We start from the raw sequence: 19,499 nt of genomic DNA on the forward strand, positions 1-19,499 counted from the left end.
TTAGCCGCCGATCAAAATGGTCAGGTAGATCACCGTCGCCGACAGAATCGCGAACAGGCCGATCAGCAGCCCGTCGGCGACGCGATAGAGTTCCAGCGCCTGCCTTATGTCGGTGCTTTCGGCCTCGCGCCTGCCGCCTTCGCCCATGAAGGCATCCTCGACGACCTCGCCGCCATAAGTGCGCGGTCCGGCCAGGGCGAGCCCCAGCGCGCCGGCCATGGCGGCTTCCGGCCAGCCGGCATTGGGCGAACGGTGCTTCTTCGCGTCACGCCGCATGACCTGCCAGGCATTGCGGGGGTCGGCGCCCTTGACGATGAAGGCCGCCAGCACAATCAGCAGGCCGGTGAGCCGCGATGCCGGCAGGTTGACCAGGTCGTCGAAGCGAGCGGCCGCCCGGCCGAAGGCCTCGTATTTCGGCGTGCGGTGGCCGATCATGGAATCGGCGGTGTTGGCGGCCTTGTAGGCAGCACCCCGGCCAAACCACCGACACCGGTCCATATGGCGGGCGCGACGATGCCATCGGAGAAATTCTCGGCCAGGCTTTCGATCGCGGCGCGGGCAACGCCCGCCCTGTCGAGCTTGTCCGGATCGCGGCCGACGATGCGCGAAACGGCGATGCGGCCGAGCGTCAGGCCACCGGTCTCCAGCGCATCGGCGACATCCTCGACATGCTCGGCGAGGCTCTTCTGCGACAGAAGCGAGGAGCTGAGGATGGCCGCGATGACCAGGCCGGACGGAAAGATCAGCCAGAGCAGGACATGCAGCGTCAGGCCGATGGCCGCCGGCACCAGCAGGATGACCAGAAGCGCCTGGACGCCGCGGCGGCGACGCAATTCGTCGGAATCGGTGGCGCGGTTGAGCCTGCGATCGAGAAAGGATATCAGCCTGCCGATCCAGGTTACCGGATGACCGATGGCGTTGAACAGCCAGTCCGGATAGCCAACGGCACGTTCGATGGCGAGTGACAGGAAAGCGATCAGGATCGACATGAAGCTTCTAAGCGGCGCGATTGCAGCGGTTGATCACGGCGGCAGCCTTGGCCGGGCAAGCGCGCTCTTTCCTCATGCGCCGCAGCCTTTCCTTGACCTCTCGACAGGTATCAATCCGCACTCCTATCCGCTTTTCGATCTGCCCGCCACCGCCCTGTCACGATTGCCCGAGCCAGGACGACTGCGCGAATTGGCCGAAATTGCGGCCAAGGCGTATGGCGCGCGGTCGGCGGCGCATGTCGTGGCCGCGCCCGGCACGCAGATTTTGTTGCCGCGGGTCGCTTCGCTGGTGAAGCCAGGCAAGGCACTGGTGCTGGGTCCAACCTATGCCGAGCACGCCAGGGTGGCCGCGATTGCAGGCCACGCGGTTGTGGAGGTGGGCGATTTCGACGCCTTGGCGGACGCGGACCTTGCCGTGCTGGTCAACCCGAACAATCCGGATGGGCGAGTGATCGAAAGGGACCGCCTGGTCGGCCTTGCTGCGCGGCTTCGCGCGAAGGGCGGCCTGCTGGTGGTCGACGAAGCCTTCATGGATGTCGGCCCGGTCCAACACAGTCTGGCCGGCGATGTGGGCCAGGGTGGTATGGTGGTGCTGCGCTCCTTCGGCAAATTCTTCGGCCTTGCCGGCGTCAGGCTTGGTTTCGCGCTGGCCGACCAACTGACCGCCGAGCGGTTGGAGGCGCAGCTTGGGCCATGGGCTGTCGCCGGTCCTGCACTTGAATACGGAATCCGCGCATTGGCGGACGCCGAGTGGCAGGATGACATGCGACAGGGCCTGGCAGCCGATGCCAAGCGCCTCGACGCGCTGCTCAGCCGATTCGGTATCGCGGTCGCCGGCGGCACCAGTTTGTTCCGCTATTTGTCGTTCTCCGATGCTGCCTCCCTGTTCTCCGCTCTTGGCGAACGCGGTATCTTGGTCCGCCATTTTGCCGATCGTCCGCACGCCTTGCGCGTCGGTCTGCCCGGCAGCGAAGAGGAGTGGCAGCGGCTCGAGAGCGCGCTTGCAGCGTGGGCCTCGCGGCGCGACGATGCGCCGAAGGAGTGCTGACGATGATCCATGTCTGTTCGCTGTCGAAGGTGGAGGAGACCGTTGCGAGAACCGGCGCGGAGCGCTTGCTGTCGCTGCTCGCCGACGGCACCGGGATGATCCGTCCGGCCTCGATACTGGCCGAAAACCATCTGCATCTCGTCATGCACGACATCGTCGCCGCGCAGGAAGGCATGACCATGCCGGGCGAGGAGCATGTGCGCGCGCTGCTCGACTTCGCCTATCGCTGGGACAGGGCCAAACCGATGGTCGTGCACTGCTATGCCGGTATCAGCCGATCCACGGCGTCGGCTTATATTATCGCGGCGGCACTGGCGCCCAAACGCGACGAGGCGGAGCTGGCGAAGACGCTGCGCTTTCTCTCGCCGTCAGCGACGCCCAATCCAAGGCTGATTGCCGTTGCGGATATGTTGCTTGGGCGAGAAGGCCGGATGATCGCGGCAGTCGAAGCAATCGGGCGCGGTGCAGATGCCTTTGAAGGGATTCCGTTCGAACTCAGCATTAGAGATTGAGCTCGCACTGTTCCGCTACGCCAGCCAGTCGGCAAGCCTCGCCTTACGCACATCCCTGGCCAGGGTGATGAAGCCATCGGCCTGATGCTCGGCGGTGAGCCGGCCTTTTTCGGCGGTGGCGATGCTGGCGTCGCCGACCACGCCGTTCGGATTGAGGTCGCTGGCGATCCAGGCGAAGGCGTGCGTTCCGGTGTGCCGCAGCAGGGCGAATTCCTTTTCGGCGCGACCGACATTGGAGACGAAGTTGTCGGCCTTGCCCATATCGACGAGATCTGGCCGGAAATGCAGCATCAACGAGGTCTCGACATCGCCGCCATGGATGCCGTGACGGTCCTCGAGCTCGGTATACATGCCGGAGGGACGGCCGAAGCGCTGCCAGCTCGTCTTCACCGCCAGCATCTTTGCGCGCACGCGCAATTCGCGCGTGACAATGCCCATGATCTCCTCGTTGCCGCCATGCGAGTTGACGACGATCAACTTTCTGACCCCGGCGCGGGCGACCGAGAGGCCAAGCTCGGTCCAGGCGTCGACCAGGGTGGTGGCCGGCAAGGTGAGCGTTCCCGGCGCATGCAAATGCTCGTTCGACTTGCCCACCGCCTGCACCGGCAGGATGCGGATGTCGATGTCCTCGGGCAGGCGCGCAATCACCGTCTCCAGCATGCCCATCATGATCGAGGTGTCGGTCGAGACGGGAAGGTGAGGGCCATGCTGCTCGACCGCCGCCACCGGCAGAACGGCAATCGTCGCTTCCGCGTCGATCGAGGCGTATTCGGTCGTCCGATAGTCGCCCCACCACACACGTCTTGTCGTCACTGTCGTCTCCCGATGGTCTGCTGTTCGGCCCGAAGGTCTAAAGCGCCTGGGCATTCCGGGCAACAGCTAGCCTGCTGCCAGAACCTCCACCTCGACCTTGAATTCCGGGCGGGCAAAACCTGAAACGATCATCAGCGTCGAAGCGGGCGCCGGATCGGAAAACAGGCGATTGCGAACGTCCATATAGGCCTGCAGATGCGCGCGATCGGTGACGAAGGCGTTGATGCGCACGACATCGTTCAGCGTCAGCCCGGCTTCGCTTAAGATTGCGGCAATATTCTTGAAGCAAAGCTCGGTCTGCGCGCCGGCATCCTCCGGGACGGCGTCATCCGGCGCGATGCCCAACTGACCCGAACATAGCACAAGGCGCTTTCCCGCTGGAATTTCAACGCCATGGCTATAACGGGCAAAGGGCGGCTTGATCGACTTGGGGGCGAGATAATTGAGCATGGCATTCTCCTGTCGGCAGGCAGACTAAGGCCGGATTCATGAAAGCTTCAAGATGCGGTGCATGCCGCCCGGGCGATTATGGACAGGCGTCCAAAAAATGGGCACGATGCCATTTGTACAGCATGACCCGTCCGGTCTCGGCAATGACTGCCGCGCAAGCAGGCGGCCCAAGGCGGTGGCATGTGTCTTGCTTCTTGAACCAATGGAGTGGAGCCCAGCGCGCAGCGCGCCGGAGCCAAGAGAGGGTGATGTTTATGTACGGAAAAGAAAAAATCCTGGCGGGTGCGATCGCGCTGCTTGCTGCCAGCACGCTGGGCGCTGCGGCCAACGAGAAGGTCACCTTTGGCACCAACTGGCTGGCCGAGCCGGAACATGGCGGCTACTACCAGGCGATCGCCGACGGAACCTACGCCGCCTGCGGCCTCGACGTCACCATCATGCAGGGCGGCCCGCAGGTCAGCGGCCGGCCGATGCTGCTGGCCGGCAAGATCGATTTCTACATGGGCGGCAACCTGCTCTCGGCCTTCGACGCCGTGCAGCAGGGGATTCCGATGCGCGTCGTCGCCGCCGACTTCCAGAAGGACCCGCAGGTCATCATGTCCCATCCGGGCGAAGGGCTGGACAAGTGGGAGGACCTGAAGAACGCCGACCAGTATATCCTCGGCGACGAGGGCGCACAGACCTTCTTCCAGTGGATGGTGACCGATCTCGGCTTCGATGCCGCCAAGCGCGTGCCATACACCTTCAATCCGGCGCCCTTCATCGCCAACAAGAAGTCGATCCAGCAGGGCTATGTCACGTCGGAGCCCTACGCGGTGCAGAAACAGGGCGGCTTCGTGCCGAACCAGTTCCTGCTCGCCGACAATGGCTGGGATACTTATGCCACGACCATCGAAGTGATGCAGGACACCATCGACAAGCGGCCGGAGGTGGTGCAGTGCTTCGTCGATGGCTCGGCCAAGGGCTGGTACAACTACCTCTACGGCGACAACAAGGCCGCCAACGAGATGATCAAGAAGGACAATCCGGACATGACGGATGAGCAGATCGCCTTCTCGATCGAACAGCTGAAGAAGTTCGGCATTGTCGATTCCGGCGATACGGAAAAGCTCGGTATCGGCGGCATGACCGAAGCGCGCATCCAGAGCTTCTACGACAAGATGGTCAAGGCCAAGGTCGCGCAGCCGGGCATCGACATCAAGAAGGCCTATACGCTCGCCTTCATCAACAAGGGGTCGGGCGGGAGCTGAAGAAGTAAGGCGGCCTGCCTGAGATGATCCAGGAGAAAGTGGCGCAGGCAACGGCATCGGGTGAGAGCCCGATGCTGCTTTCCTTACGCAATGTCGGCAAGGTCTTTTCCAACGGCGTCACGGCGCTGAGCAAGGTCGACCTGGCGATCCGCGAAGGCGATTTCCTAAGCCTGCTCGGGCCCTCGGGCTGCGGCAAGTCGACGGCGCTCAGGTTGATCGCCGGCCTGTCGACGCCGACCTCCGGTCAGCTCGACTGGCGCGGCTCGATCGACCGCTCGAATATCGGCTTCGTCTTCCAGGAGCCGACGCTGCTGCCATGGGCCAGCGTCTTCGACAATGTCTGGCTGCCGCTCAGGCTGAAAGGCGTATCGCGCGCGGAGGCCAAGCCCGCGGTGATGGAAATGCTGTCGCGCGTGCACCTCACCGGTTTCGAGAATGCCGTGCCGCGCGAGCTTTCCGGCGGCATGAAGATGCGTGTCTCGATCGCACGGGCTATGGTGACCAAGCCGCGCATTCTTCTGATGGACGAGCCCTTCGCGGCGCTCGACGAGATTACCCGCTTCAAGCTCAACAACGATCTTCTCGAGCTTTGGCAGGACGAGCGGTTTACCGTCGTCTTCGTCACCCACAGCGTCTTCGAAAGCGTGTTCCTCTCCAGCCGTGTCGTCGTCATGGCGGCACGACCGGGCCGCGTCCACGGCGAGCTTGCAATCGAAGCGCCTTACCCGCGCGACGAGGCATTCCGGACTTCGCCCGACTATGCGGCGCTCTGCCGGCAGGCCTCGGACGTGCTGGTCAATGCCATCAACTCAACCGCCGGACCTCATCATGACGGCCATTGAAAACAATGCCCTGAAGCTCGACCCGGAAGAGGCGCGCCGCGTCCGCCAGGAGCGGCTGGAGCGGATCGGCAAATGGGTACTGCCGCTGGCGATCATGGTGCTTGCGATCTGGCTGTGGGATCGCATCTGCGTCTGGAACGGGATCCCGCAATACATCCTGCCGCGCCCGGGCGTGGTCCTGCAGACGCTGCATGACGATGCCGGGCTGTTGTTCTCTTCGCTGCTGGTGACGCTCAGGATCACCTTCCTCAGCCTGCTGCTTGCCGTCATCGGCGGCGTCGGGCTGGCGGTGCTGTTCGCGCAGTCGAAATGGGTGGAGATGTCGTTCTTCCCCTTCGCCATCGTGCTGCAGGTGACGCCGACCGTGGCGATCTTCCCGCTGATCAACATCTACATCAACAACCAGACGACCAAACTCCTGCTCTGTGCCTGGATCGTCGCCTTCTTCCCGATCCTCTCCAACACCACGCTCGGGCTGAACTCGGTCGACCGCAACCTGCGCGATTTGTTCAAGCTCAACGGCGCGACCCGCTGGCAGCAATTGCGCTATCTGCGCCTGCCGGCGGCGATGCCCTATTTCCTCGGTGGGCTGAAGATCGCCGGCGGCCTGTCGCTGATCGGCGCCGTGGTGGCCGAGTTCGTCGCCGGCGCGCAGGGGCAATCGTCCGGGCTTGCCTCGCGCATCATCGAGGCGGGCTACCGGCTCAATGCTCCCAGGCTGTTCGCGGCGCTGATCCTGATCTCGCTCACCGGCATCCTGATCTTCCTCGTGCTGTCGCTGGTGTCGCATCTCATCCTGCGCCGCTGGCACGAGAGCGCGCTGAAGCAGGAGCGCTAGGGTGCCTGAATGTTGATCCCAGCCTCTGGTCGTTACCAACTCGCCAACGTCCGCGTTCATCAATGGCTGACGCCCGGTCTTGCCGCAAGCTTCGATGCCGATGGTTTTGCGCTCGCCGACATTGCCGTCGCCGACGGCAAGATTGCTAGCATCATTGCGCACGGCAAAGCCGAGCCGCCATTCGACGCAATCGACCTTGGCGGCCGCATCGTGCTGCCCTGCTTCGTCGACTGCCATACGCATATCGACAAGGGCCATATCTGGCCGCGCAAGCCAAATCCCGACGGCACCTTCATAGGCGCGCTCAACGCAACTGCCGCCGATCGCACCGCTCGCTGGAGCGCGGAGGACGTGGCGAGGCGCATGGATTTCTCGCTGCGCTCAGCTTACGCGCACGGTACCAGGGCCTTGCGCACGCATCTCGACAGCGTGGCGCCGCAGGAGGAAATTTCCTGGCCGGTGTTCGAGACGATGCGGGAAAAATGGCGAGGCCGGATCGAGCTGCAGGCCGCCTGTCTGCTTGGCATCGAAGGCGTGCGCGACAAGGCCTGGTTCGAGCGTCTGGCAAAACGCGTCGCCGCGGCCAAGGGCGTGCTCGGCGTTGTCACTTACATGGTGCCCGACCTCGAGGAACTGCTCGACAAGGTGTTCGCTGAAGCCCTCAAGCATGGGCTCGACCTCGATTTCCATGCCGACGAGACCGACGATGTCGCGGCGATCTCGCTGAAGAAGATCGCCGAAGCTTCGCTGTGGAACGGTTTTGACGGCAACATCCTGGTCGGCCATTGCTGCTCGCTGGCGCGCCAGCCCGACCTCGAAGTTTTCGACACGCTGGACAAGGTGGCGAAGGCCGGACTGGCGGTCGTGTCGCTGCCGATGTGCAACCTCTATCTGCAGGACCGGCGCAACAACCACACCACGCCGCGCTGGCGCGGCGTGACGCTGCTGCACGAGATGAAGGCACGCGGCATCAAGGTGGCTGTCGCTTCTGACAACACGCGCGACCCGTTCTACGCCTATGGCGACCTCGATATGTTGGAGGTCTACCGCATGTCGACACGCATCCTGCATTTCGATCACCCTGTCGGTGACTGGCCGAAAGCGATAGCGGCGACGCCGGCCGAGGTGATGCGGCTGGAAGGTGTCGGCACTCTCGCCGCCGGCGGCAGCGCGGACTTCATCGTCTTCAAGGGACGCAGCTGGACCGAATTGCTGTCGCGGCCCGAATCGGATCGCATCGTGGTGCGCGAGGGCAGGGCGATCGAGCGCCGGCTGCCCGACTATGCTGAACTCGATGAATTGATGGTGTGATGATGGATATCGCAGCGCTGAAGCGCGATCTCGAAGGCCTCAAGATCGACGACCATCCGGCCATCGTCCAGCAGAAGAGCCGCGACTTCTACTGGTACAGCCCCGTCCTCAAACAACAGCTCGACCACGTCACCGGTGACCTGATCGTGACGCCGAAGAACGAGGACGAGGTGATCCGCGTTTTGGCTGCCTGCCACCGGCACGGCGTTCCAGTCACACCGCGCGGCAGCGGCACCGGGAATTACGGACAGGCGATGCCGCTGTCAGGAGGCGTGGTGCTCAACCTCGCCGAAATGAATGAAGTGAAGGCGATCGCGCCGGGCCGCGTGGTGACCGGGCCCGGAGCGGTTCTGGCCGACATCGATCGCGCCGCGCGGGCGCATTCCGCGCAGGAACTGCGCATGTCGCCCTCCACCTACAACACCGCCTCCATCGGCGGCTTCGTCGCAGGCGGCTCTGGCGGCGTCGGCTCGATCCGCTGGGGCGGATTGCGCGATCTCGGCAATGTCATCCGGCTGCGGACCGTGACGATGGAGGCGGAGCCGCGCGTCATGGACCTCTCGGGCGAGGACGTGCTCAAGGTCATGCATGCCTATGGCACCAACGGCATTATCACCGAGGTTGAGATGCCGCTGACGGCGTCCTACGATTGGGTCGATGTCATCGTCGGCTTCGACGATTTTATGGGTGCCGCGGGCTTCGGCAACGACCTCGCCGAGCAGGACGGCATATTGGCGAAGCTGATCACGCCGATCGCGGCACCCATTCCTTACGATTATTTCAAGCGACACCAGAAGTTCTTCCGGCGCGAGCAGAGCATCGTGGTGTGCATGATCGCGCCGCACGCGATGGATGGGTTCCTCGCGTTCGTCCGGGCCAGCAAAGGCGAAATCGTCTTCCGGGCCGACCAGGAGACCGACCTCAAGGGATTGCCGCCGGCCTACGAGCTGACCTGGAACCACACGACGCTGCGCGCCATCAGGGTCGATCCGACGATCACCTATCTGCAGGCGCGCTATCCGTCGCCGGACCATCTCGCGCACGTCAAGGCGATGGTCGACCGTTTCGGCGACGAGGTGCCGGCGCATCTCGAATTCATCCGCTTCGACGGCGCGATCGGCGCCGCCGGGCTGCCGCTGGTCCGCTTCACCACGGAAGAAAGGCTCGACGAGATCATCCGTATCCACGAAGACAATGGCTGCTGGATCTTCAACCCGCATCGCTACACGCTGGAAGAGGGCGGCATGAAGCAGACCGACGAGGTCCAGCTTGCCTTCAAGCGCGAGACCGATCCGCAAGGATTGCTCAACCCAGGCAAGATGATTGCCTGGGAAAATCCGGGCTACGACTATCGCTCCGGCAAGCCGTTCCTGTTCAAGGGGCTGCAAAGGGCGAGGTGATCGCGATGAGCGCCCGGCGCTGCACCCTCCTCTGGCCTGTCGCCTTTGGCGACATCTCCCGCACAAGGGAGGAGATGTGGCATGGGACAACAGGGATTTGTCGAGCTGACCTGCGGGATCCACTCCCGTGAACATCCTCGTGCTCTACGCACATCCGGTGGAGACCAGCTTCAACGCCGGACTGCATCGGACGATCGTCGAGCGGCTCGGCGCGGCGGGCCACACGATCGACGACTGCGACCTCTATGCCGAGGATTTCGATCCGCGGATGACCCGCGCAGAGCGGCTCGGCTACCACGATCAGCGCGGGCCGAACGAGGCGGTCGCCGGTTACATCGCAAGGCTTCAGAAGGCGGAAGCGTTGGTGCTGTCGTTTCCGGTCTGGAATTACGGCTATCCAGCTATCCTGAAGGGCTTCTTCGATCGCGTCTTCCTGCCCGGCGTATCGTTCAAACTGGTCGACGGCAAGGTTCGGCCGACGCTGCACAACATCCGCAAGCTCGCGGCCATCACCACCTACGGCGGCAGTCGTTTTCGCGCCATGCTGATGGGCGATCCGCCGCGCAAAATGGTGAAGCGCACGCTGCGGGCCACCATCAAGCCAGGCGCCTCCGTCTCTTACCTCGCACACTATTCGATGAACCTTTCGACGGATCAGACGCGCAAGGCCTTCATGGCGAAGGTGGCCGCCAGCATGGATCAATTCTAATGCGCGTGCTGGTGGTATATTGCCATCCGGTGCCGGAGAGCTATTGCGCCGCGATCCGCGACATGGCGATAGAGGTGCTGACGCGACGAGGCTGGGACGTGCGGCTGCTCGATCTCTATGCCGAGAAGTTCAATCCGGTGATGAGCTGCGAAGAGCGGCGCTCCTACAACGAGCGCGCGCCTGAGGATCCCGAGCTCAGGCCGCATTTCGAGCATCTGCAATGGGCCGAGGCGATCCTCTTCATCTACCCCACCTGGTGGTACGGATTGCCGGCGATGCTGAAGGGCTGGTTCGATCGCGTGTGGGCGACCGACATCGCCTTCAAGCTGCCGCGCGGCAGAGGCCGGATCCAATCGCTGATGACCCATGTGACCAAGGTCGGCGTCATCACCACCTGTGGCGCGCCGACGTGGTGGAGCGTCGTTGTCGGCCAGCCCGGCCGCAAGACGATCCTGCGCGGCATGCGCGCCATCTGCGCCCCCGCTGCAAGACATTCTTCCTGGCGCACTACCTGATGGATTCCTCAACGCCGAAGAGCCGGACGGCGTTTCTGGCGAAGGTAAGGGCGAGGCTGGAAAGCTTTTGAGGATAGCTCTCTTCTCCCTGTTAAATGAGGAGAAGACGGCGGCAGCAGATGAGGGGCGGCGTCGCAAAGGTGTGGCGCTGCCCCTCATCCGCCCTTCGGGCACCTTCTCCCCGTTGAACGGGGAGAAGGGAACACTGCGCTACATCCGCACCCGTTCAGCCTTCGGGTCGTACATTGGCCTCAACGATGCTTCCGCGGCGAAACGCTCGCCTGCGATCTCGACCTCGTAGGATGAGCCCAGCACATCAGCCTCGCTCTCGCCCTCGCAGGGCACATAGCCGAGCCCGATCGCGCCGCCGATATGGTGGCCGTAATTGCCCGAGGTGATCGGACCGACGATCATGCCGTCGCGCAGGATTGCTTCGTTGTGGAATAACAGGGGCTGCGGGTCCTTGAGGCGGAACTGCACCAGCCTGCGGCTCAACCCGGCTTCCTTCTTCCTGAGCACCGCGTCACGACCGATGAAGTCGCTCTTGGCCGTCTTCACCGCGAAGCCAAGGCCTGCCTCCAGCACATGGTCCTCGTCGGTGATGTCGTGGCCGAAATGGCGGAAGGCCTTTTCGATGCGGCAGGAATCCAGAGTATGCAGGCCGCAGAGCTTCAGCCCGACATCGGCGCCGGCTTCAATGATCGCCTCGAAGACATGGGCGGCCTGATCGGTCGAGACATAGAGTTCCCAGCCGAGCTCGCCGACATAGGTAACGCGATGGGCACGGGCCAACCCCATGCCGATCTCGATCTCCTGGAAGGTGCCGAACGGATTGGCCTGGTTGGAAAAATCGTTGGGGCTCACCTTCTGGATCAGCTTTCGCGAATCGGGGCCCATCAGGCAGATGACGGCTTCGGCAGCGGTTACGTCGGTAATGACGACGAATTCGTCGGCGACGTGCCGCCTCAGCCAGGCGAGGTCACGCTGCAAGGTGGCGCCCGGCACGACGAGGAAATAGGCGGTCTCGGACAGCCGCGTCACGGTGAGGTCGCTCTCGATGCCGCCTTTGGCGTTGAGCATCTGCGTGTAGACGATCTTGCCCGGTTCCACGTCCATGTCGTTGGCGCAGAGCCGCTGCAGGAAGGCACAAGCGTCGCGGCCTTCAACGCGGATCTTGCCGAACGAGGTCATGTCGAACAGGCCGACGCCGTTGCGCACGGCGAGGTGTTCCTCGCGCTGGTTGTCGAACCAGTTCTGCCGCTTCCAGGAATAGCGGTATTCGCGCTCCTGTCCTTCGCGGGCAAACCAGTTGGCGCGCTCCCAGCCGGCCACCTCGCCGAAGACGGCGCCACGAGCCTTCAGATGCTCGTGCAGAGGCGAGCGGCGCACGCCGCGCGAGGTAGCCATCTGGCGATAGGGGAAATGATCGGCGTAGAGCAGGCCGAGCGTTTCGGAGACGCGTTCCTTGAGGTAGCGACGGTTCTTCTGGAAGGGCTGGGCGCGGCGGATGTCGACCTCCCAGAGGTCGAAAGGCGCCTCGCCGTCATTGATCCACTGCGCCAGGGCCATGCCGGCGCCGCCGGAGGAAACGATGCCGATCGAATTGTAGCCGGTCGCCATCCAGTAGCCGGAGAGTTCCGGCGCCTCGCCGAGATAGTAGCGGTCGTCGGGAGTAAAACTCTCGGGGCCGTTGAAGAAGGTGTGGATGCCGGCCGTGCCCAGCATCGGCATACGGTTGACGCCCATTTCGAGGATCGGCTCGAAATGGTCCATGTCCTCGGGCAACTGGTCGAAGCAGAAATCCTCGCGGATGCCGTCCATGCCCCAGGGTTTCGCCACCGGCTCGAAGGCGCCGAGCATCATCTTGCCGGCGTCTTCCTTGTAGTAGGCGCACTCGTCCGGCACGCGCAGCACCGGCAGGCGGGTGAGGCCGGGGATGGGCTCGGTGACGAGGTAGAAATGCTCGCAGGCGTGCAGCGGGATGGTGACGCCGTTCTGCCGGCCGAGCTCGCGCGCCCAGATACCGGCGCAGTTGACGACGATGTCGGTCTCGATCGTGCCCTGGTCCTCGCCCTGAGCCCAGGAGACACCGGAGACGCGGCCGTTCCTGGTGTGGACCTTGATGACCTTCACGTTTTCGATAACCGTCGCTCCGCGTTGCCGCGCGCCCTTGGCCAGCGCCATGGCGATATTGGCGGGGTCGCACTGGCCGTCGAGAGGCAAATGCACCGCGCCGACCACATCGGAGACGTTGAGATGCGGGTACATCTCCTTGACTTCGGTTGGCGAAATCTCGCGCACGTCGACATCGAAGGCGCGGGCTAGCGAGGCCTGCCTATAAATTTCATGCTTGCGTTCCTCGGTCAGCGCCACGGTGATCGAGCCGACCTGGCGCATGCCGGTGCCGACGTCGGTCTCCGCCTCGAGCTTGACGTAGAGGTCGGCCGAGTATTTCGCCAGCCGGGTCATGTTCTGCGAGCCGCGCAACTGGCCGATCAGGCCGGCGGCGTGCCAGGTCGTGCCGCAGGTGAGCTGCTTGCGCTCAAGCAGCACGATGTCGGTCCAGCCGAGCTTGGCCAGATGATAGGCGACCGAGCAGCCGGAGACGCCGCCGCCGATAATGACCGCGCGAGCTTTGGTTGGAATGGTTCTGGTCATGCGGCCTCGCGGCGGTAGTCGGAAGCGAAGCGGCGCACGCGAAGCGCTGCTTCCTGAAGGACAGGTTCAGGCTGGCAGAGGCTGATGCGGATGTGGCCGGCGGCGGCCTCGCCGAAGCTCGAGCCAGGCATGACGCCGATCTTCTCCTTGTCGAGCAGCGCCCAGGCGAATTTCTCGTCGTCGGGCTCGATGGCCGATATGTCGAGCATGACATACATGCCTCCTTCGGAGCCGCGCACGGTGACTTCATTTGCGCCGCGAATGGCGTCGAGGAAGACGGCGCGGCGCCCGGCGTAACGCTCGGCTATCTCGTCCACGCCGTAGTGGTTTTCAAGCGCCTCGGCGCAAGCGATCGAGATGAAGGCCGGCAGGCCATAGGTGGTCACCAGGTTGAGATCGGTCATCAGCGCGATCATCGCCTTCGGGCCGGTGAGCCAGCCCATGCGCCAGCCGGTCATGCCGTGGCTTTTCGACATGGAATTGATGACCAGCGTGCGCTCGGACATGCCGGGCAGCAAGCGCGGCGAGATGTGCTCGCCGCCGCCGAGCGTCCAGTAGACCTCGTCGGACAGCAGCCAGAGATCGTGCTCCTTGCAGATTTCGGCCAATTGCTCGAGCCGTTCGCGCGAATAGACTGCGCCTGTCGGGTTGTTCGGGGTGTTGATCAGGATGGCGCGCGTGTTGGGCCTGAGCGCCGCGCGGATTCTGTCGGCGCGCGGCTGGAAGCCGTCCTCGGCCGGCGTCTCGACCACGGTGAAGCCGGCGCCGGCGGCGCTGAAGGTGTTGGGGTAGGTGGCATAATAAGGCGCGACGACGATCGCGTGATCGCCAGGGTCGAGCACGCCCTGCACGGCGGCGTAGAGCGCGCCCTGACCTCCGGCCGTGGCGATGACCTCGTCGGGCTCCGTCAGGACGCCGGTGCAGGCGGAGGAGGCCGCCGCCATCGCCTTGCGCAGGCGCGGCAGGCCGGGAAGCGGCGTGTAGTGGTGGTTGCTGCCGCGGACGGCGTTGACGCAGGCCTCGATCGTTTGCGACGGCGTGTCGAAATCATGGTCGCCGACCGAGAGCACGATGATGTCCTCGCCGGCTGCCCTGCGGGTCCAGGCGGCGAAATGGACTTCCCAGCCGTCCTTGCCCGATGGCACGATGCCGGTAATGCGCTTCGATGGTTTTGGCATCAGGCTGCTCCCGAGATGTGATGGCCGGCCTGAATGAGCCGGTCGCGTAGCGCAGCGATGTGCGCCGGCCCGACTTCGCAACAGCCGCCTACAATGCTGGCGCCAGTCTCGACCCAGCCCATCGCCTGGTCGGCATAGGCGTTCGGATCGAGATCATGGCGCGCGTGCAGCACGTCGACCGTGCCGCCATGCTTGAGCGCCTCGACCGAGGTGAAGCCATTGGCATAGGCGCCAACCGGACCGCCGAGGGCCAGCAGTTCCGGCAATGCGGCGGCAATGGCTTCGGGCCGGCAGCAGTTGAGCAGCCGTGCCGCCACCGGCAGATCGCCGAGGGCGCTAGCCGCGGCGGCAACGCTCTCGCCGCTGCGCAGGCGGGGCGTCCCGTGGTCGGCGAGAGTCCAGGATACCCAGACCGGCTTGCCGCTCTCGCATGCCGCGGTAACCGCCGCGCGGGCTTCTTCGGCGGAAGCCATGGTCTCGCACAGGAATAGATCGACGCCTTCTGCCTGCTCGGCGACGATGCGGCGGTAGATGCCGAGCGTCTCCTCGAAGGAGATGGTCAGCGCCGGCGCGTAGCTGCCGAACAGAGGCGAGAGGCAGCCGGCGATGGCGGCTTCACCCGCTTCGTCGCGCGCCTGCCGGGCGAGCTCGATGCCGCGCTTCTGCAGAGGCTTAAACAGCTCTTCCGCGCCCTCGCGCGCCAGGCGCTCGGGCGTGGCCGAATAGGTGTTGATGGTAATGACGCGGGCGCCGGCACGGATGAATTCCGCATGCAGGTCGCGCACCAGTTCCGGTTCGTCGATCAGCACTCTGGCCGACCACAAAGGCGTCGGTTCGGACTGACTGCGACGGACCAGCTCCTGGCCCATGCCGCCATCGGTAAGAATGACGGATGTCATGCTCTCAACCTTTCGTTCTTCGGATCCCACAACGGCTCGTCCTTCTGCACCACCGCCTTGAAACGGTCGCCGAAGATTTCGACCTCGACCGCCGTGCCGGGCTCGGTCAGGTCGGAACGCAGCATGCCGAGCGCGATCGACTTATCGACGCGATGGCCCCAGCCGCCCGACGTCGTCTCGCCGACAATCTTGCCGTCATGCCAGAGCGTCGACATATAGGGCGCGTCGCAATCGCTGGGGCTTTCTACGACCAGCGTGACGAAGCGCTTCTTCACGCCCTGCTGCCTTTCGTTGAGCAGCGCCGCCTTGCCGCGGAAGTCGGGCTTGTCCCATTTGACGAAGCGTTCGAGCCCGCCCTGCAGGATCGAATAGTCGGTCGAGAGGTCGCCTTTCCAGGCGCGGTAGCCTTTTTCCAGCCGAAGCGAATCCAGCGCGTACATGCCGAAGGGCTTTAGGCCATGCCTCTGGCCGGCGGCCCAGACCGCGTCGAAGACGGTAGCCGTGTCCGCGACCTTGGTGTGGATCTCCCAACCGAGCTCGCCGGCGAAGGAGACGCGCACCAGCTTCGCCCAGCGGCCGGCGATGGTCGTCTCCTGATGCGTCAGCCAAGGCAGGGAAAGATCGGCGTCGCAGACGTCAGCAAGAATAGCGCGCGAGTTCGGGCCGGCGAGAATCTGGGTTGAGTATTCCTCCGTGCGATCGGTCAGCCTGAAGGCCGCATCGGCCGGCATGCGCGACTTCAACCATTCGAAGTCGTGCCACTGCGCGACGGCCGCGGTGATTAGCGTCATCTGGTCCTCGCCATGGCGCACGACCGACATTTCGGTAACGATGCGGCCCTTATCGTCCGCGAAATAAACCAGGCCGATGCGGCCGGGCTTCGGCACGAGGCCGGTGACCTGCAGGGCCAGCCATTCGGCGGCGCCCGGACCTTCGAGGTTGAAACGCGAGAAGCCGGGCAGGTCGAGGATGCCGGCTGCATCGCGCACAGCCAGGCATTCCTCGCGAACGCGCTGCTGCCATGGCCCGTCGCGGCGGAAAGTCAGCGTTGATTCTTCCGAAATGTCGTCGCCCGGTTGCGCGTACCAGGTGGCGCGCTCCCAGCCGTTATAAGCGTCGAACTGGCCACCCCGCGCTTTGACGCGCTCATGCAGCGGCGAGTGCTTGCGGTCGCGGCCGGCCGGCCAGGCGTGGCGCGGGAACTGGATGGCGTATTCGTTGCCGTAGATCTCCATGCCCTTGGCAACGCAATAGTCGGGTGCCGAAGCAAAGGCGGTGAAGCGGCGCGGATCGCAGGACCACATGTCCCATTCGGTCTGGCCCTCGGTCACCCATTCGGCCAGCACCTTGCCGGCGCCGCCACCTTGCGCAATGCCGAAGGTGAAGACGCAGGCCTCGAAAGCATTCGGCACGCCGGGCATCGGACCGATCAGCGGATTGCCATCCGGCGCGTAAGGTATCGGCCCGTTGATCACCTTGGAAAGGCCTGCGGTGCCGAGGATCGGCACACGGGCAACGGCGTCGGCAAGGTAATGCTCGAGACGGTCGAGATCGTCCGGGAAAAGCTGGAAGGAAAAATCCTCCGGCATCGGATCGTTGTGGCCGACCCAATGCGCGCGGCAATTGCGCTCATAGGGACCGAGATTCATGCCGGTCTTTTCCTGGCGCAGGTAGTAGGAGGTGTCGACGTCGCGCAGCAACGGCAGTTTCTTGCCCTGTTCCTTGGTCCATGCGGCCAGCTCGGGGATTTCCTCGAACAGGATATATTGATGGCTCATCACCATCATCGGCACTTCGCGGCCGAACATTTTTCCAACTTCGGCGGCGCGATAGCCGGCGGCATTGATCACGATCTCGCAGCGGATCTCGCCCTGCGGCGTCGCCACCACCCATTCGCCGTTTTCGCGGCGAACGCCGGTGACCGGGCAGAAGCGGATGATTTTCGCGCCCATGTCGCGCGCACCCTTGGCAAGCGCCTGCGTCAATTGCGCGGGATCGATGTCGCCGTCGCTCGGGTCGTAGAGCGCGCCTTTCAGCTCATGCGTCTCGATGAAGGGGTAACGGCGCTTGATCTCGTCGAGGCCGACGAGGTCGATGTCCATGCCTTGATAGCGGCCCATGCCTTTGGCGCGCTGGAACTCCTGCATGCGCTCCTTGGTGTGGGCGAGCCGCAACGAGCCGGTGACATGGTAGTTCATCGGATAGTCGACCGCGTCGGCGAGGCCCCGGTAGAGCTCGGTAGAATAGCGCTGCATGTTCATCAGCGACCAGGACGACGAGAAGGTCGGCACGTTGCCGGCCGCGTGCCAAGTCGAGCCGGAGGTCAGCTCGTTCTTTTCCAAGAGCACGCAGTCGGTCCAGCCCGCCTTGCAAAGGTGGTAAAGTGAGGAGGCGCCAACGACGCCGCCTCCGATGATCACCACGCGTGCCGTGGTCGGCAAACCGGCCATGTTCTCCTCCAACGTCCAAAGCGCGTCAGGACGCGCTTTTGATTCTTTGTTTCATGCAGGCCTTGTCCCAAAAACCGCGGCACAGTTTTGGGCGGCATGCATTGGTTCAGTACACCGGTGGCGAAACCACCCAGATGACGACCGCCGGGTCGGCGCCAGGATTGCGCCAGCGGAACGGCTTGCCTTCGAAGCGGAACGAGTCGCCTTCGCTGAGCCGATGCCAGACGCCGCCGATCTCGAGCTCGAAAGTGCCCGACGCGACGTAGCCCGCTTCCTCGGTCGGGCGGCGCCCTTCGGTCTTCAATTCCGCGCCCGGCGCGAAGACCGAGCGCAGCATCTCGAAGCTACCGCCAAGATCGGGCGACAGAAGCTCCTCCACGAGGCCCGATTCGCTTGTGCCAAGCGAGCGGCGGCTGCCGGCGCGCACAACCACGCCGCGCTCCTCTTCGGCAGGCACGTCATGGCTGAAGAACAGGCTGAGCGGCACGCCGAAGAGTTCGGCGAAGGCCCGCAGGTCACCAAGCGAAGGGATCGACAAGCCGCGCTCGACCTGGCTGACCCAGCCTACCGAGCGGTCGAGCTTCAGAGCAATCTCGGCAAGCGTCAACCCGCGGGCCTTGCGCAGCGCACGAATGTCGCCGGCCAGCAGCCGCTCGCCATTGTCCTGCTCCGATCTGATGGCGGTCGAGGTCACCCGCTCCTCGTGAAAAAATCTGCTCAAATTTCATGAGAAAGCAAGTGCATGAAAAAATCAAGTGAATTTTCATGCAACGCAAGATTTGCTTGCGCCATTTTGGCGGTTGATGCAAAGCCTCGCCATCGAATCGCGAGTGGGGCGTCCGGTCGAGGACCAGTTAGTTATTTGTGTCTGCCTATGGTCGTTGCGGGAATCGGGTTGCCGGGTCCAGCCGTGCGTGAAGGGACGGCCCATGCTGGAGAAGAATGACCGGAGCACGCTCGACGCAGCGATCGTCGATGAGGCGATCATGTCGCGCCGGTCGGTGCGCGCGTTTTTGCCCGACATGGTCGACGACAGCACAATCCGCGCCATCCTGACGGTCGCGGCAAGGGCACCCTCGGGCACCAACATGCAGCCCTGGCGTGTCTATGTGACCAAGGGCGAGGTGAAGCGGCGCATCAGCGACGCCATCCTCAATTCGGGCATCCGCGCCGAAAAGGCCGAATGGGACGAGTACCGTTACTATCCCGACCAGTTCTTCGAGCCCTATCTCAGCCGGCGTCGCGCCAACGGTTTCGGTCTCTACGGCGCGATCGGCATCGGCCGGCGCGAAGTCGACAGGATGCGGGCGCAGCACGACCGCAACTTCGTCTTCTTCGACGCGCCGGTCGGCCTGATCTTCACGGTCGACCGGCGGCTGAACAAGGGCTCGTGGATCGACTACGGCATGTTTCTGCAGAACATCATGGTCGCGGCACGGGGCAGGGGCCTGCATACCTGTCCGCAGGCGGCTTTCGCGCCCTATCACCGGCAGATCCGCCCGGTGCTCGACATACCAGACGAGGAGATCGTGGTCTGCGGCATGGCGCTTGGTTATGAGGACACGTCCAAGCCCGAGAACGAATTCCGCACCGACCGCGCGCCGCTCGAAGACTGGGTGACGTTCGCGACATAGCTC

At 64.0% G+C, this 19,499-nt stretch carries 16 protein-coding genes and 2 pseudogenes; 10 read left to right on the forward strand and 8 right to left on the reverse strand.

The annotated features are described in order from the left end of the window. Positions 1-989, reverse strand: a pseudogene (gene cbiB, locus EJ078_RS26360) (adenosylcobinamide-phosphate synthase CbiB). Here cbiB and cobD point away from each other — a divergent pair. Beyond that, positions 988-2,037: a threonine-phosphate decarboxylase CobD gene (gene cobD / locus EJ078_RS26365; RefSeq protein WP_127323702.1), complete on the forward strand. Its 1,050-nt coding sequence runs from the start codon at positions 988-990 to the stop codon at positions 2,035-2,037. The pseudogene cbiB and the gene cobD overlap by 2 nt on opposite strands. Positions 2,038-2,039: 2 nt before the next feature. Further along, the gene (locus EJ078_RS26370) at positions 2,040-2,549 is read left to right on the forward strand and encodes a tyrosine phosphatase family protein (RefSeq protein WP_067329232.1); all 510 of its coding nucleotides are present in this window, start codon (positions 2,040-2,042) and stop codon (positions 2,547-2,549) included. 15 nt (positions 2,550-2,564) lie between these two features. Here the strand turns inward: EJ078_RS26370 and EJ078_RS26375 are convergent, their stop codons facing one another. Then, positions 2,565-3,362, reverse strand: a complete 798-nt coding sequence (locus EJ078_RS26375; RefSeq protein WP_127216887.1) for a creatininase family protein — start codon at positions 3,360-3,362, stop codon at positions 2,565-2,567. A 66-nt stretch (positions 3,363-3,428) separates the two neighbouring features. Beyond that, on the reverse strand, positions 3,429-3,812 hold the full coding sequence (locus EJ078_RS26380; RefSeq protein WP_067329236.1) for a RidA family protein: 384 nt from the start codon (positions 3,810-3,812) through the stop codon (positions 3,429-3,431). Between the two features lie 254 nt (positions 3,813-4,066). On the opposite strand from EJ078_RS26380, the gene EJ078_RS26385 reads away from it, so the two are divergent. The 7 genes and pseudogenes from EJ078_RS26385 to EJ078_RS26415 all read left to right on the forward strand — a co-directional run bounded on the left by EJ078_RS26385 (position 4,067) and on the right by EJ078_RS26415 (position 10,748). Next, positions 4,067-5,062 (forward strand): ABC transporter substrate-binding protein, encoded by a 996-nt coding sequence (locus EJ078_RS26385; protein ID WP_208720950.1) that lies wholly within the window; start codon positions 4,067-4,069, stop codon positions 5,060-5,062. Between the two features lie 23 nt (positions 5,063-5,085). Then, complete coding sequence (locus EJ078_RS26390; protein ID WP_095801964.1) at positions 5,086-5,904, forward strand: ABC transporter ATP-binding protein; 819 nt, start codon at positions 5,086-5,088, stop codon at positions 5,902-5,904. After that, the gene (locus EJ078_RS26395) at positions 5,891-6,742 is read left to right on the forward strand and encodes an ABC transporter permease (RefSeq protein WP_127216888.1); all 852 of its coding nucleotides are present in this window, start codon (positions 5,891-5,893) and stop codon (positions 6,740-6,742) included. The genes EJ078_RS26390 and EJ078_RS26395 overlap by 14 nt, the downstream gene beginning before the upstream one ends. A 12-nt stretch (positions 6,743-6,754) precedes the next feature. Continuing rightward, a complete protein-coding gene (locus EJ078_RS26400; protein ID WP_127403346.1) occupies positions 6,755-8,053 on the forward strand; it encodes a cytosine deaminase in 1,299 nt (432 codons plus the stop codon). A gap of 2 nt (positions 8,054-8,055) precedes the next feature. After that, positions 8,056-9,453 carry an FAD-binding oxidoreductase gene (locus EJ078_RS26405; protein ID WP_095780824.1) on the forward strand — a complete coding sequence of 466 codons (1,398 nt, stop codon included), beginning with the start codon at positions 8,056-8,058 and terminating at the stop codon, positions 9,451-9,453. 127 nt (positions 9,454-9,580) lie between these two features. Then, positions 9,581-10,162 carry an NAD(P)H-dependent oxidoreductase gene (locus tag EJ078_RS26410; protein ID WP_067329247.1) on the forward strand — a complete coding sequence of 194 codons (582 nt, stop codon included), beginning with the start codon at positions 9,581-9,583 and terminating at the stop codon, positions 10,160-10,162. Continuing rightward, a pseudogene (locus tag EJ078_RS26415) lies at positions 10,162-10,748 on the forward strand (NAD(P)H-dependent oxidoreductase). The gene EJ078_RS26410 and the pseudogene EJ078_RS26415 overlap by 1 nt, the downstream one beginning before the upstream one ends. Before the next feature lie 139 nt (positions 10,749-10,887). Here EJ078_RS26415 and EJ078_RS26420 read toward each other — a convergent pair. From EJ078_RS26420 to EJ078_RS26440, 5 genes are all read right to left on the reverse strand, one after another. Beyond that, positions 10,888-13,335, reverse strand: a complete 2,448-nt coding sequence (locus EJ078_RS26420) for an FAD-dependent oxidoreductase (protein ID WP_208720952.1) — start codon at positions 13,333-13,335, stop codon at positions 10,888-10,890. Beyond that, positions 13,332-14,513 (reverse strand): pyridoxal phosphate-dependent aminotransferase, encoded by a 1,182-nt coding sequence (locus EJ078_RS26425; RefSeq protein ID WP_095801960.1) that lies wholly within the window; start codon positions 14,511-14,513, stop codon positions 13,332-13,334. Before EJ078_RS26425 ends, EJ078_RS26420 begins: the two co-directional genes overlap by 4 nt. Continuing rightward, positions 14,513-15,412, reverse strand: coding sequence for a homocysteine S-methyltransferase family protein (locus EJ078_RS26430; protein ID WP_127215423.1), 900 nt, complete (start codon positions 15,410-15,412; stop codon positions 14,513-14,515). Before EJ078_RS26430 ends, EJ078_RS26425 begins: the two co-directional genes overlap by 1 nt. Beyond that, on the reverse strand, positions 15,409-17,862 hold the full coding sequence (locus tag EJ078_RS26435; protein WP_127215424.1) for an FAD-dependent oxidoreductase: 2,454 nt from the start codon (positions 17,860-17,862) through the stop codon (positions 15,409-15,411). Before EJ078_RS26435 ends, EJ078_RS26430 begins: the two co-directional genes overlap by 4 nt. A gap of 106 nt (positions 17,863-17,968) precedes the next feature. Beyond that, entirely contained in the window at positions 17,969-18,556 is a 588-nt protein-coding gene (locus tag EJ078_RS26440; protein ID WP_189413671.1) for an XRE family transcriptional regulator, read from the reverse strand. Between the two features lie 235 nt (positions 18,557-18,791). Here EJ078_RS26440 and EJ078_RS26445 point away from each other — a divergent pair, with 235 nt between their 5' ends. Next, entirely contained in the window at positions 18,792-19,496 is a 705-nt protein-coding gene (locus EJ078_RS26445; protein WP_095801957.1) for a nitroreductase, read from the forward strand. Positions 19,497-19,499: the final 3 nt, after the last annotated feature.

Origin of the sequence: Mesorhizobium sp. M1A.F.Ca.IN.022.06.1.1, assembly GCF_003952605.1 — a bacterium.
Classification (GTDB): domain Bacteria; phylum Pseudomonadota; class Alphaproteobacteria; order Rhizobiales; family Rhizobiaceae; genus Mesorhizobium.

Coding starts and splice junctions, on each gene's coding strand:
- cobD (WP_127323702.1), top strand. CDS start 988: ATGAAGCTTCTAAGCGGCGCGATTGCAGCGGTTGATCACGGCGGCAGC.
- EJ078_RS26370 (WP_067329232.1), top strand. CDS start 2,040: ATGATCCATGTCTGTTCGCTGTCGAAGGTGGAGGAGACCGTTGCGAGA.
- EJ078_RS26380 (WP_067329236.1), bottom strand. CDS start 3,812: ATGCTCAATTATCTCGCCCCCAAGTCGATCAAGCCGCCCTTTGCCCGT.
- EJ078_RS26385 (WP_208720950.1), top strand. CDS start 4,067: ATGTACGGAAAAGAAAAAATCCTGGCGGGTGCGATCGCGCTGCTTGCT.
- EJ078_RS26390 (WP_095801964.1), top strand. CDS start 5,086: ATGATCCAGGAGAAAGTGGCGCAGGCAACGGCATCGGGTGAGAGCCCG.
- EJ078_RS26395 (WP_127216888.1), top strand. CDS start 5,891: ATGACGGCCATTGAAAACAATGCCCTGAAGCTCGACCCGGAAGAGGCG.
- EJ078_RS26405 (WP_095780824.1), top strand. CDS start 8,056: ATGGATATCGCAGCGCTGAAGCGCGATCTCGAAGGCCTCAAGATCGAC.
- EJ078_RS26420 (WP_208720952.1), bottom strand. CDS start 13,335: ATGACCAGAACCATTCCAACCAAAGCTCGCGCGGTCATTATCGGCGGC.
- EJ078_RS26425 (WP_095801960.1), bottom strand. CDS start 14,513: ATGCCAAAACCATCGAAGCGCATTACCGGCATCGTGCCATCGGGCAAG.
- EJ078_RS26430 (WP_127215423.1), bottom strand. CDS start 15,412: ATGACATCCGTCATTCTTACCGATGGCGGCATGGGCCAGGAGCTGGTC.
- EJ078_RS26435 (WP_127215424.1), bottom strand. CDS start 17,862: ATGGCCGGTTTGCCGACCACGGCACGCGTGGTGATCATCGGAGGCGGC.
- EJ078_RS26445 (WP_095801957.1), top strand. CDS start 18,792: ATGCTGGAGAAGAATGACCGGAGCACGCTCGACGCAGCGATCGTCGAT.